At 73.2% G+C, this 12,588-nt stretch carries 14 protein-coding genes; all 14 read right to left on the bottom strand.

What is annotated here, in order from left to right:
* Window positions 1–30 precede the first annotated feature (30 nt).
* A complete protein-coding gene (locus tag D6B71_RS05025; protein ID WP_121252588.1) occupies window positions 31–513 on the bottom strand; it encodes a GNAT family N-acetyltransferase in 483 nt (160 codons plus the stop codon).
* Window positions 503–1,438: an RluA family pseudouridine synthase gene (locus tag D6B71_RS05020; protein WP_121252587.1), complete on the bottom strand. Its 936-nt coding sequence runs from the start codon at window positions 1,436–1,438 to the stop codon at window positions 503–505. The genes D6B71_RS05025 and D6B71_RS05020 overlap by 11 nt, the downstream gene beginning before the upstream one ends.
* Window positions 1,435–2,025: a signal peptidase II gene (gene lspA, locus D6B71_RS05015; protein ID WP_121252585.1), complete on the bottom strand. Its 591-nt coding sequence runs from the start codon at window positions 2,023–2,025 to the stop codon at window positions 1,435–1,437. Before lspA ends, D6B71_RS05020 begins: the two co-directional genes overlap by 4 nt.
* On the bottom strand, window positions 1,998–2,912 hold the full coding sequence (locus tag D6B71_RS23355; protein WP_121252583.1) for a TraR/DksA family transcriptional regulator: 915 nt from the start codon (window positions 2,910–2,912) through the stop codon (window positions 1,998–2,000). Before D6B71_RS23355 ends, lspA begins: the two co-directional genes overlap by 28 nt.
* A 137-nt stretch (window positions 2,913–3,049) precedes the next feature.
* On the bottom strand, window positions 3,050–3,799 hold the full coding sequence (locus D6B71_RS05005) for a DivIVA domain-containing protein (protein WP_121252998.1): 750 nt from the start codon (window positions 3,797–3,799) through the stop codon (window positions 3,050–3,052).
* A gap of 141 nt (window positions 3,800–3,940) precedes the next feature.
* Window positions 3,941–4,231, bottom strand: coding sequence for a YggT family protein (locus D6B71_RS05000; RefSeq protein ID WP_121252581.1), 291 nt, complete (start codon window positions 4,229–4,231; stop codon window positions 3,941–3,943).
* A 122-nt stretch (window positions 4,232–4,353) separates the two neighbouring features.
* The gene (locus D6B71_RS04995) at window positions 4,354–4,851 is read right to left on the bottom strand and encodes a cell division protein SepF (protein WP_121252579.1); all 498 of its coding nucleotides are present in this window, start codon (window positions 4,849–4,851) and stop codon (window positions 4,354–4,356) included.
* A gap of 58 nt (window positions 4,852–4,909) precedes the next feature.
* Window positions 4,910–5,620 (bottom strand): YggS family pyridoxal phosphate-dependent enzyme, encoded by a 711-nt coding sequence (locus tag D6B71_RS04990; protein ID WP_240641083.1) that lies wholly within the window; start codon window positions 5,618–5,620, stop codon window positions 4,910–4,912.
* On the bottom strand, window positions 5,617–6,390 hold the full coding sequence (locus D6B71_RS04985) for a purine nucleoside phosphorylase YfiH/LACC1 family protein (RefSeq protein ID WP_240641082.1): 774 nt from the start codon (window positions 6,388–6,390) through the stop codon (window positions 5,617–5,619). The genes D6B71_RS04990 and D6B71_RS04985 overlap by 4 nt, the downstream gene beginning before the upstream one ends.
* 32 nt (window positions 6,391–6,422) lie before the next feature.
* Window positions 6,423–7,694 (bottom strand): cell division protein FtsZ, encoded by a 1,272-nt coding sequence (gene ftsZ / locus D6B71_RS04980; RefSeq protein WP_121252577.1) that lies wholly within the window; start codon window positions 7,692–7,694, stop codon window positions 6,423–6,425.
* A gap of 227 nt (window positions 7,695–7,921) precedes the next feature.
* Complete coding sequence (locus D6B71_RS04975) at window positions 7,922–8,704, bottom strand: cell division protein FtsQ/DivIB (RefSeq protein ID WP_121252575.1); 783 nt, start codon at window positions 8,702–8,704, stop codon at window positions 7,922–7,924.
* Entirely contained in the window at window positions 8,701–10,137 is a 1,437-nt protein-coding gene (gene murC / locus D6B71_RS04970) for a UDP-N-acetylmuramate--L-alanine ligase (RefSeq protein ID WP_121252573.1), read from the bottom strand. The genes D6B71_RS04975 and murC overlap by 4 nt, the downstream gene beginning before the upstream one ends.
* On the bottom strand, window positions 10,134–11,216 hold the full coding sequence (murG, locus tag D6B71_RS04965; RefSeq protein WP_121252571.1) for an undecaprenyldiphospho-muramoylpentapeptide beta-N-acetylglucosaminyltransferase: 1,083 nt from the start codon (window positions 11,214–11,216) through the stop codon (window positions 10,134–10,136). The genes murC and murG overlap by 4 nt, the downstream gene beginning before the upstream one ends.
* Window positions 11,217–11,229: 13 nt before the next feature.
* Entirely contained in the window at window positions 11,230–12,525 is a 1,296-nt protein-coding gene (gene ftsW / locus D6B71_RS04960; RefSeq protein ID WP_121252569.1) for a putative lipid II flippase FtsW, read from the bottom strand.
* Window positions 12,526–12,588 lie beyond the last annotated feature (63 nt).

Raw genomic sequence — 12,588 nt, 5'->3', positions numbered from 1 at the left:
CCGCCGACAGCCGCCGCGGTGACGCCGGTGTCACAGCGGACGCGTGCCGGCCCACTCGACCCGGATGTCGGGGGCCCCTTCCTCGTTGGCGGAGCCGTCGGTGCGCTCGGTCTCGACGAGGCCGTGGCGGCGGTAGAACCGCCGCGCCGACTCGTTGCTCTCGAAGACCCACAGCCCGAACCCGCCGGGGCGTCGCTGCTTGACCACCTCGAGCAGCACCGAGCCGATGCCGCGCCCGGCGGCCTCGGGTGCGACGTAGAGCGAGTCCAGCCAGTCGTCCTCGACGACGGCGTAGCCCACCAGCGCCGCGGCCTGCTCGGCCACCCAGAGCTCGCGCCGGGACAGGTCCCAGCCGGCGACATAGGCGCGCACCTCGTCGGGCGGGTGGACGCCGTGGGGCATGGCCGGGTACGCCGCCTCGCGCGTGCGCAGGTAGAGCTCGGCGACCGCTGGGAGGTCCGCGGGGTCGCCGGGGCGCACCGTCAGCTCGCCCGGATCGGCCTCAGGCGCCATCTCGGACGATCTCGAGCGCGTGGGCGAGGTCGTCGGGGTAGCCGGACTCGTACTCGACGTAGTCGCCGGAGTCGGGGTGTTCGAACCCGAGCCGCACCGCGTGCAGCCACTGGCGCTCCAGCCCCACCCTGCGGGCCAGCACCGGGTCGGCTCCGTAGGTCAGGTCACCCACGCACGGGTGCTTCAGAGCGGACATGTGCACCCGGATCTGGTGGGTGCGCCCGGTCTCGAGGTGGACCTCGAGCAGGCTCGCGAACCGGTGCGCCTCGAGGGTGCGGTAGTGGGTGACGCTGTGCCTGCCGTCGGCGCGCACCGCGAACTTGTAGTCGTAGCGGGGGTGTCGGGCGATCGGGGCGTCGACGGTGCCCTCGAGCGGGTCGGGGTGCCCCTGCACCAGCGCGTGGTAGGTCTTGTCGACGGTGCGGTTGCGGAAGGCGTTCTTCAGCAGGGAGTAGGCGTGCTCGGACTTGCAGATCACCATCACCCCCGAGGTGCCCACATCGAGGCGCTGCACGATGCCCTGGCGCTCGGAGGCGCCGCTCGTCGCGATCCGGAAGCCGGCACCGGCCAGGTGCCCGGCGACGGTGGGGCCGGACCAGCCGGGCGAGGGGTGCACCGCCACCCCGACCGGCTTGTCGATCACGACGATCGAGTCGTCGTCGTGGATGATCTTGATCCCCTCGACGATCTCGGGGACGAGCTCCATCTGCGCCACCCGGGGGATGCTGACCTCGAGAACCGCCCCGGGCAGCACCCGGTCGCTCTTGCCGACGGTGCCGCCGTCGACCAGCACCAGGTCGGCGGCGATCAGCTCGGCCGCCCGAGTGCGGGAGAGACCGAACAGGCGAGCCATCGCGGCGTCGACCCGCTCGCCCGCGAGCCCCTCCGGCACCGTCAGCACGCGGTGTTCGCTCTCGGTGCTCACCGGGTCTCCTCGCTCGGATCGTCGGTCGCGCCGGCCTCGTCGTCGTCGTGGCGACTGCCGTCGACGCGGATGCCGCGGAACGCCTGGACCAGGATCAGCCCCGCGGCCGCGTTGATGCAGATGTCGGCCACGTTGAACACCGGCCAGTTGGGCAGCATCAAGAAGTCGATCACGTGACCGCGCAGCGGGCCGGGGGAACGCAGCAGCCGGTCGGTCAGGTTGCCGGCGACACCGGCCAGGAGCAGGCCCAGGCCCACCGCCCACAGCCGGCTGCCGACGCGCCGGCTCAGCCACAGCACCACCAGCACGGCCGTGATCGCCACACACGAGAGGACCACGGTGTACTCGGTGCCGGTGCTGAACGCGGCCCCCGGGTTGCGGGTCAGGTGGAGCACCAGCAGGTCGCCGACGACCGGGACGTCGGGCTCTCCGGCCAGGTGCTCGACCGCCAGCACCTTGGTGACGACGTCGATCAGGTAGGCGGCCGCCGCGACGGCGGCGAAGGCGAGACGCAGCCGACCACTGGTCGCTGGCCTCGTCGGCGTGCCGGCCGGGTCGCTCAGCGACGTTCCTCGCGCTGCTTGCATGTCATGCACAGTGTGGCACGGGGGAAGGCCATCAGCCGCATCTTGCCGATGGGCTGACCGCAGGACTCGCACTGGCCGTAGCTGCCGTTCTCGATGCGCTGGAGGGCTCTGTCGATCTGCGCGATCTTGTCGCGCTCACTGGTCAGCACGGAGAGCTCGTGGTCGCGCTCGAAGCTGCTGGCGCCGACGTCGGCCTGGTCGTGACCGGCACCGTCGCCGGAGTCTCGCATCAACCCGGAGAGCTCCGCCTCCTGCTGCTCGAGGAAGGCCACGCTGTGCTCGCGCTGCCCGTGCAGCTCGTCGAGGACCTCCTTCAGCTCCGCCTTGGTCCAGGCCTCCTCCCCCTCCTTGACCACGAGGGCGGATGCGGACCCCGCGGAGCGGCCGTTCGTCGGGGAGGGCGCCTTGTCGGCCGCCGGTGCGGTGTTCTTCGCGGTGCTCTTCGCGGAGGCCTTCACTGGTGCCGCCTTCGTCTGCTCGGGGGTGATCTCTTGCCTGCTGCTCGTCGCCGCTCTCGCCGCGGACGTCTTCTTCGCCGCAGCCTTCTTGGCCGCGGTCTTCTTCGCGGCCGTCTTCTTCGCCGGAGCCTTCTTGGCCGCCGTCTTCTTCGCCGCGGTCTTCTTCGCCGCGGTCTTCTTCGCCGCGGTCTGCTTCGCCGCGGTCTTCTTCGCCGCGGTCTTCTTCGCCGCGGTCTGCTTCGCCGCGGTCTGCTTCGCGGGAGCCTTCTTCGCGGCGGCCTTCTTGGCCGGGGTCTTCTTGGCCGGGGTCTTCTCGGCGGGCTCGTCGGGAGCATCGGCCTGGTCGGCGGCGGGGCGCCGACGACCGATCACCCGGAGCGCGGCCGAGGCCGCCTGACCTGCGAGCGACTTGCTCGTGCTGCGTGCCATCCGAACGTGGCCTCCTGAGTCGATGTGCCCGGAGGGTAGTCCGTGAGCACGGTCGGTCCAAACCGCCACGCGGGAAATGCGCGACCGACCGGCACCCCGGAGGGGCCGGTCGGTCGGCGTGCAGCGTTCGACTCAGGTCAGCTCTCGTCCTCGCCGAGGATCGAGCGCAGCCGCTTCGGTGCCGGCTGACCATCACCCGGAGGGGGCGTCTCGGAGGTCCCGCCCAACACCTCGAGCTGCTGGGAGAAGTAGCTCTTCAGGCGGGAGCGGTACTCGCGCTCGAAGGAGCGCAGCGTCTCCACCTCGCCGTTGAGCTTGTCGCGCTCCTTCTCGAGGTCGCCGAACATCTGCTGGCGTCGCTCGGCGGTCTCGGAGTCGAGCATCTGGGCCCGGGTGCGGGCGTCGGACTCGAGCCGCTCGGCCTTGGTCTTGGCCTCGGACTCGAGCCGCTCGGCCTTCGTGCGAGCCTCCCCGACGATCTTGTCGGCCTCGTTCTTGGCCTCTTCGACCAGCTCGTCGGCGTTGCGCGTGGCGATCTCCAGCAGCCGCGCCGCGGCGTTCGACGCCTGAGGGACGGTCTCGACCCGGATCGTCTCGACCGGGCCACCGACCACGGCCGCTGCCGGGGCGGGAGCAGGAGCAGGGGTGGGCACCGGTGCCGGCTCGGGAGCCTTCTGCTCGACCGGGGCGGGGGCGGGTGCCGGGGCCGCGGCGCCGCCCTGGACGGCCGCGAGCTTCGCCCGGAGGTCCTCATTCTCCTTCGTCAGCCGCGCCAGCTCGGCCTCGACCTCGTCGAGGAACTGGTCGACCTCGCCCATGTCGTAGCCCTCGCGGAGCCGGACGGGAGTAAAGCGCTTGTTGCTCACGTCCTCAGGCGTCAGCGGCATGACCTCACCCATTCATAGATCGTCGAAGGGAACACACAGAACAACTTTCCGTCGAACAATAGCGCCTGCCGTGGGACTGGTGTGACTCGCGGCGGAACCCGGCCGTCGATGCCCGGGCCGGCGTCCCGGCGACGCCAGGCCTCACAGCATCGTGTTCCCGACCACGGTCAGCAGGATGTAGGCCACGAGCATCACGATCAGGAAGCTGAGATCGAGTGCGAAGTTGCCGATCCGCAGCGGCGGGATGATCCGGCGCAGCGCCTTGATCGGCGGGTCGGTCGCGGAGTACACCAGCTCCAGCAGCACCAGGAGCGGCCCGCTGGGCGTCCAGGAGCGCGCGAAGACCTGCACCCAGTCCACGACGAAGCGCACCCACAGCAGACCGATGAAGGCCCAGAGCGCGAAGTAGAGCGGGATACCGACGGCGTTCACGTGAGGCTGCTTCTTCCGACGAGTCAGGACTGATGGCCGGGGCGGCACCGAGGCCCCGGGGAGGCAAGCGTAGGGGGCCGGCCCCAGGGATCCCTAACGGCCGGCGCCCGGGTCTGCCCCGGTCAGCTCTGGTTGAAGAAGCCGCCCTCGGCGATGCGGCGCTTGTCCTCGGCCGCGACGGTCACGTTGGGCGGGGAGAGCAGGAACACCTTGTTGGTCACCCGCTCGATGTCGCCGCGGGTGGCGAAGATCAGGCCGGCAGCGAAGTCGACGAGCCGCTTGGCGTCGGCGTCGTCCATCTCGGAGAGGTTCATGATCACCGGCGTGCCCTCGCGGTAGTTCTCACCGACCAGCCGCGCCTCGTTGTAGGTGCTCGGGTGCAGGGTGACGATGCGGGACAACTCAGCGACCACTCCGGTGGGGCCCGGGGCCGTGCGACGGCGCTCGGACAGGTCGGACACAGGGGCAGGGCGGTGCTCTCGCACCTTGGGCGCACGGTTCGCCGAGGCGACCGGCGCGGTCTCCTCGGTGTGGTAGTCGTCGCCGTCGTACTCGTCGTACCGGCCGGTGTCCTCGAGCAGGCCGAGGTACTCCCCGATCCTGCGCATCGCGCCGCTCATGAGTGTTCCTCCGGAACTTCCGGCGCCCTGGTCGGGGCGCGCTGTGACGGTTTGGACCCTACTTGACCCGTGGCCTCGAACCGAGGACCGCGGAGCCTATGCGTACGTGTGTCGCGCCGGCCCGGAGCGCGTGCTCCAGGTCGCCGCTCATGCCTGCCGAGAGCCAGGTCGCCTCGGGGTGGTCGATCAGCAGCTCGCGGTGGTGTGCGGCCAACCGGGAGAACGCCTCGGCCGGGTCGGAGTCGAGCGGGGCGACGGCCATCAGGCCGCGCAACCGCAGGTGCGCCGCCGCCTCGACCGCCGCCGCCAACTCGGGCAGCTCGGAGGGCGGCGCGCCGAACCGGTGGTCGGCCTCGGGCGGGTCCAGGCTCACCTGCAACAGGCAGTCGATCGCCTCCGGCCGCGTCGCGGCGCCGCGCTCGAGCGGGGCGACCAGCTTGCGACGGTCGAGCGACTGCACGACGTGGGCGTAGCCCGCGACCGCAGCCGCCTTGTTGCTCTGCAGGCCGCCGATGAAGTGCCACCGGAGCCCGAGGTCGGCGCACTCGGCGGCCTTCTGCTCGGCCTCCTGGTGACGGTTCTCCCCCACGTCGGTGACGCCCAGCTCGGCGAGCAGCCGCACGTCGGAGGCGGGGAAGAACTTGGTCACCACCACGAGCCGCACCTGGCCGGGGTCGCGGTCCACCTCCGCACAGGCCGCCGCGATCCGGGCCCGGACCCGGGCGAGTCGGGTCGCGATCTCCTCGCGCCGGCCGGACGGCGTGCTCACGACGCCTCCCGGCCGGCGCGCGGCGGCGAGCGCCGGACCAGTCCCGCGATCCGACCGGCACGGCCGCTGTCGCGCCGGTGGGAGTAGAGGTGGTCCGACTCGAGGGTGCAGGCCGAGACGTCGACGACGGTCACCGGCCCTCCGGGTGCGGCCGCCAGTTGCGCGCGGACGCCGGCCCCCAGGTCGAGTGCGGGGGTGCCCCACGAGGTGGTGGCCCGCGACTGGGGAACCGCGGCGAGCACCTCGCGCTGCAACTGCTCGGGCACCTCGTAGCAGGCGCCGCACACGTGCGGCCCGATCCAGGCGGTGACCGGGCCGGCTCCGAGCTCTCGCATGCGCACCACGGTGGCGGGCACCACGCCCGTCAGCACACCCTGGCGGCCGGCGTGGGCGGCGCCCACCACTCCGGTCTCGAGGTCGGCGAGGAGCACCGGCACACAGTCGGCGGCTCGCACCGCGAGCACCGCGCCGGCGCGACCGGTGACCACGCCGTCGGCCTCGGGGCGAGCACCGGCCTGCCCTCGGCTGCCGTCGTCGACGTGCACCGTGGCGCCGTGCACCTGGCGCAGGTCGACGAGGTCGTCGCCGGGAGCGAAGTCGGCCAGCACCCGGCGCAGGTTCTCGGCTCGCGCCGCCGGGTCGTCCGCACCGTCGACCGCGAGGTTGAGCGAGGCGAAGGGTCCCTCACTGACGCCGCCGTGGCGATCGGTGAAGGCGACCTCGACCACCCCGCCGTCGCCGGCGGGGTGGCTGCTGCGGTGGTGGTACACCTCGGAATGCCGTCCGGGACCGACGCTCGCGCCTACTTCAGGAAGTCCGGGACGTCGAGGTCGTCGTCGTCGAACTCCACCTGGCGCGGCGCCGGCCGGGTCTGCGCCGGCGCGGTGCGCTCGGGAGCGGGCCGTGCGGCCCCCTGGCCCGCGGCGCCGGACTGCGAGGGCCGGCCCGGCTGACCGCCCTGGCCGGACTCGCCGCGAGCGCCGGCGAACACCGGCTCCTTCTCGCGCTGGTCCTCGCGACGGGTCGCCGCCGCCTGGGCCACGGCACGGGTGTCGTCGGGCGCAGCCGGGGCCGCGGCCTGACGGGGCTCGCGGCGCAGCACCGTGCCCTCGTCGCGACGCTTGGGCTGACCACCGTCGAACCCGGCCGCGATCACGGTGACGCGCACCTCGTCGCCGAGCGCGTCGTCGATGGTGGCACCGAAGATGATGTTGGCCTCCGGGTGCACGGCCTCGGCGACCAGGGCGGCCGCCTCGTTGATCTCGAACAGGCCGAGGTCGGAGCCCCCGGCGATCGAGAGCAGCACGCCGTGGGCCCCGTCGATCGAGGCCTCGAGCAGCGGGCTGGAGACCGCCATCTCGGCAGCCGCCACGGACCGGTCGTCACCGCGCGCCGACCCGATGCCCATCAGGGCGGAGCCGGCGTTGGCCATCACCGACTTCACGTCGGCGAAGTCGAGGTTGATCAGGCCGGGGGTGGTGATCAGGTCGGTGATGCCCGAGACGCCCTGCAGCAGCACCTGGTCGGCCTGCTTGAACGCGTCGAGCATGGAGACGTTGCGGTCGCTGATCGAGAGCAGCCGGTCGTTCGGGATCACGATGAGGGTGTCGACCTCCTCGCGGAGCGCCGCGATCCCCTCCTCGGCGGAGTTGGCGCGGCGACGCCCCTCGAAGGCGAACGGACGAGTGACCACGCCGATGGTCAGTGCCCCGAGCGAGCGGGCGATGCGCGCCACCACGGGCGCGCCGCCGGTGCCGGTGCCGCCGCCCTCGCCGGCGGTCACGAACACCATGTCGGCGCCCTTGATGACCTCTTCGATCTCCTCGGCGTGGTCCTCGGCGGCCCGGGCACCCACGTCGGGGTTCGCGCCGGCGCCGAGGCCGCGGGTGAGCTCGCGGCCGATGTCGAGCTTGACGTCGGCATCGCTCATGAGCAGGGCCTGGGCGTCGGTGTTGATGGCGATGAACTCGACGCCCTTGAGCCCGACCTCGATCATCCGGTTGACGGCGTTGACGCCGCCGCCACCGATGCCCACGACCTTGATGATGGCCAGGTAGTTCTGCGCTGCTGCCACGGCAGGTTCGCCTCTCGCTGATCGTGTCCGAGGAGTCACGGACGTCGGTTGTCGTCCAGGTACAGGTGCGACGGGGCGACAACCCTTACCCTCAGCCTGAGGGTTATAGTTATGTCAACCTCGTCGTGGGAACGACAGTAGGGAACCGACGGCCCCGGATCGTGGCGACACGCCCGGGTGTCGGCGGGACTTCGCTCGCGCCCGGCCCGGAGACGTCCCCCGACCGCTCACCCGCAGAGCGCCGGCTGCGCACAGGTGGTCGGCTGACCGGGCACCGACACGTCGTAGATCGGCCCGGGCTTGCTCAGCAGGTGCGCCAGCACCTCCGCCTTCTGCTCGGACTCCTCCGCGCTCCCCCAGCGGACCGTGCGCCCGTCGGTGAGGGCGAGCGCGATCGCGTCGACGGTCTCGATCTCGACGTGCTCGACCAGCTCCGCGATCTCGGCGGGCAGCGCGGCGATCACCGACGCGCCCTCGCTCAACGCCGCCGAGGTGGTGCCGGACCGGGTCAGCACCCGCGGCAGGCCCTCGGGCGGGTCGGCGTAGTCACGGAAGACGACGCCGTCGGCGTCCATGCCCCGCAGCCGCCCGCCGAGCTCGACCACGGCCACGGCTACCCGCTCCTCCACGACCACCAGCACCTGGTCCGGCCACTGTCGCGAGACCTCGGCGGAGCGCACCGGTGCGAGCGCCTCCACGCGGGCCTCGACACCGGCGAGGTCGACGGTGGCGACCGGGTCGCCCGTGGGCACGGCCGCGGCCGCCCGCACCTCCTCGCGGGAGAGCAGGTCCGTGCCCCGCACCTCGACGCCGGCGACCGACAGCCAGGCCGAGAAAAACACCGCCCACACCGCCGCGCCGACGACCCCCAGGAGGGCGACGCCGGCGACCACCGGCTTCCAGGTCAGCCAGCGGCGGGTCCACTGCCGCCGGGCGAACCGGCGGCGCGTGCGCTCCGACTCCGCCTCGGGAGGGCGCCGGGTGGAGGAGCGACGGGTGCCGCTGGTCACCGAGTCCCGTCCTCCGCCTCGTCTTCGGCGGCCAACCGGGCGAGCAGCCGGGGGCCGACCTGCGTGACGTCGCCGGCGCCGAGCGTCAACACCAGGTCACCGGCGCGGGCTCGCCGGGCGAGCTCGGCCACCGCGTCGTCGAGCCCACCGACCGAGGCGACCCGCTCGGGGGGCAGCGGCACCGCATCGGCCACCAGGTCGCCGGTCACCTCCGGGTCGGCCTCCTCGCGCGCGAGGTAGACGTCGAGCACGACCACCTCGTCGGCGGCGCCGAGCGCCTCCCCCATCGCGGGACCGAAGAGCCGGGTGCGCGAGACCAGGTGCGGCTGGAAGGCGACCACCAGGCGCCCCTCCCCCGCGACCGAGCGACCGGCCTGGAGGTCGCCGGCGATCTCGGCGGGATGGTGCGCATAGCTGTCGTAGACGCGCACGCCGGCCGCCTCGCCCTTGCGCTCCATCCGGCGGCGGGTGCCACCGAATGCCTCCAGCCCGGCACGCAGCCGGTCGAACGGCAGGCCGAGGCGCAGGCCCACGGTGAGCGCCGCGAGAGCGTCGAGCACGTAGTGGCGTCCGGGGATGCGCAGCGTCACCCGGCCCAGCTCGCGGCCGCCGTCGACGACCGTGAACACCGAGGTGGTGCCGGCCAGTACGACGTCGCGCGCCCGGACCTCCGCGTCCGCGGACTCCCCCACCCCGACCGTGCTCACGCCCCGTTCGCGCGCCAGGCGAGCCAGCTCAGCCGCGCCCGGGTCGTCGACCACGCAGACCAGGAAGCCGCCGGGCCGGACCCGGTCGACGAACTCGGCGAACGCCGCCCGGTAGGCCTCCTCGGTGCCCCAGTTGTCGAGGTGGTCGGCCTCGACGTTGGTCACGACGGCGGCCCAGGGCTCGTAGACCAGGAAGGCCCCGTCGCTCTCGTCGGCCTCGGCCACGAAGAGCTCGCCGCTGCCCTCCGCGGCGTTGGTGCCGCGGTCGGCCAGGTCGCCGCCGACGGCGTACGTCGGGTCGGCGCCGGCGGCCTCCAGCGCGACGGTCAGCAGCGAGGTCGTGGTGGTCTTGCCGTGGGTGCCGGCCACCGCGAGCACCCGGCGCCCGGCCATCACCGCGGCCAGCGCGGCCGAGCGCGGCAGCACCCGCAGCCCGCGGCGTACCGCCTCGGCGTACTCGGGGTTGTCCTCGCGGACCGCGGTGGAGACCACCACGGTGTCGGCGTCGCCCAGCTGCTCGGCCGCGTGCCCGAGGTGGACCCGGGCCCCCGCCTCGCGCAGGGCGGTCAGCGTCGGGGAGTCGGCGCCGTCGCTGCCGCTGACCGGCACGCCACGCGCGAGCATGATGCGAGCGATCGCAGACAGGCCGGCGCCGCCGATGCCGACGAAGTGCACCCGGCCGAGCCGGTCGGCCGGCAGGATCCGGTCGGGAACCGGGACCTTCACCGCCGGCTCCCGGTCTCGAGCACGATGCGTGCCAGGTGCTTGTCGGCGTCACGCGGGATCAGCCCGGAGGCGGCTCGGCTCATCGCGGCGAGGCGCTCGGCGTCGGCCGCCAGCCCGGGCACGGTCGCGGCGACCCACTCGGAGCTGAACGCGGCGTCGGAGACCAGCAGTGCGCCGCCGGCGTCGACGACCGGCCGGGCGTTGTGCTCCTGCTCGCCGTTGCCGATCGGCAGCGGCACGAACACCGCGGGCACCCCGACCGCGGCCGCCTCGGTGACGCTGTTCGCGCCAGCCCGGCAGACCATCAGGTCGGCGGCGGCCAGCGCGAGGTCCATCCGGTCGACGAACGGCAGCACCACGTAGGGCGGTCCACCGGGCACGGCCTCCGGGTGCGCCTCGCCCTTCGGACCCACCACGTGCAGCACCTGCACGCCCGCCTCGCCGAGCACCCGAGCCGCCGCGGAGACCGACTGGTTGAGCCGGCGCGCACCCTGCGAGCCCCCGGTGACCACCAGCGTGGGCCGGTCCGGGTCGAGACCGAAGAACGCGCGGGCCTCGGCCCGGCGCGCGGACCGGTCGAGCGAGGAGATCATCGTGCGGATCGGGAGGCCGATGTGCTCGGCCCCCCGCAGCGGGGTGCCGGGGAAGCTCACCGCCACCCGCGTCGCGACCCGGGCCCCGACCCGGTTGGCCAGGCCCGGCAGGGCGTTCTGCTCGTGCACCACGATGGGGAGCCGGCGACGGCGGGCGGCGAGGTAGGCGGGCACCGATACGTAGCCTCCGTAGCCGACCACCACGTCGGGCCGGACGCGGTCGAGCACGTCGGCGGTCTGCCGCACGGCCTCGCGCAGCCGGGCGGGCACCAGCAGGAGGTCCTTGCCGGGCTTGCGCGGGAGCGGCACCGGCGGCACCAGCTCGAGGGGGTAGCCGGCCTCGGGGACGACCCGGTTCTCGAGACCCCGAGGGGTGCCCAGACAGGTCACCTCGGTGTCGGGGGCGAGCCGGCGCAGGGCGTCGGCGGTGGCGAGCAGGGGCGAGGTGTGTCCGGCGGTGCCACCGCCGGCGAGCAGGACGCGCATGATGTCGGCGACCCTACGAGATCCGGTCCGGGCGCCGGCGAGCGGACAGGCCCGCGGACTGCCGGCGCCGGGCGGCCAGCGCCCGAGCCGCCTCGGGCTCGCGCCGGGCGAAGCCGATGACCAGGCCGAGGGCGACCAGCGAGGGCAGCAGTGCCGACCCGCCGTAGGAGACCAGCGGGAGCGGGATGCCGATCACCGGCAGCAGCGCCAGCACCATGCCGACGTTGATGATCATCTGGCCGAGCAGCCACACCACGACGCCGAAGGTCGCATAGCGCACGAACGGGTCCTGGGTGCGTCGCGCCACCTTCAGGGCCGCGTAGGCGATGGTGAGGAACAGCCCGATGACCAGCAGGGTGCCGATCAGGCCCAGCTCCTCCCCCAGCACCGCGAAGATGAAGTCGGTGTGCGCCTCGGGCAGCTGCCCCCACTTCTGCTGGCTGGCGCCGATGCCGCGCCCGAACCAGCCTCCGGAGGACAGCGCGTAGAGGCCGTGGGCCGGCTGCCAGCCGGCGTCGTGGTAGTCGGCGAACGGGTCGACGAAGTTGGTCATCCGGGTCACCCGCTCCTGGTCGAGCGTGGCCAGCCCGAGCGCGAGCACGCCCACCACGGTGATGCTGAACCAGAACAGCTTCGCCGGGGCGCCGACCACCCAGAGCAGCCCGAGCATGATCGCGAAGAGCACCAGTGCGGTGCCCAGGTCACGCCCGAAGACGACCAGCCCGGTGGCCAGCGCCAGGCCCGGCACCACCGGCACGATCACCTCGTGCAGGCTGCCGAGCCGGCGCTCCTTGTTGGCGTAGATGTGCGCCGCCCAGAGGATCAGCGCGAGCTTGGCGATCTCGGAGGGCTGGATCTGCACCGGGCCCAGCGCCAGCCAGTTCTGGTTGCCGTTGACCTCCACCCCGATGAGCGCGGTGAGCAGCAGCAGCACCAGCGACAGCGCGTACGCCGGGTAGGCCAGGCCGCGGATCAGCCGGAGCGGGAGCCGGCTGGCGATCCAGGCGCAGGGCAGGCCGATCAGCACCCACATCAGCTGCCGCGTCACCACGGCGTAGGAGTCGCCGTCGTGGACCTTGTAGGAGTAGACGCTGGAGGCGCTGAGCACCATCACCAGCCCGATCGTCAGCAGCAGGGCCGAAGCGCCGAGCAGCAGGTAGTAGGCGGTCAGCGGACGGTCGAGCGCCTCCCGGATCGTGGTGGTCGCGCGCCGCGCCGCGGCGAGCCAGGCGCGTGGCGACGGACGGGTCCGCGTGGGCGACGCCGGGGGCGGGTCGAGCGGGCGGGTGCCGGGGTCCACCGCGGTCATCGGCTCTCCCCTCGACTCCGGTTGCTCGCGTCGAGGTCAGCCAGCACTGTCCTCGACCCTCCT

The sequence above is a fragment of the Nocardioides ferulae genome, assembly GCF_003660455.1.
GTDB classification, from domain to species: domain Bacteria; phylum Actinomycetota; class Actinomycetes; order Propionibacteriales; family Nocardioidaceae; genus Nocardioides; species Nocardioides ferulae.
The sequence above is the reverse complement of the archived record's forward strand: the minus strand, read 5'-3'. Positions and strand labels throughout refer to the sequence as shown.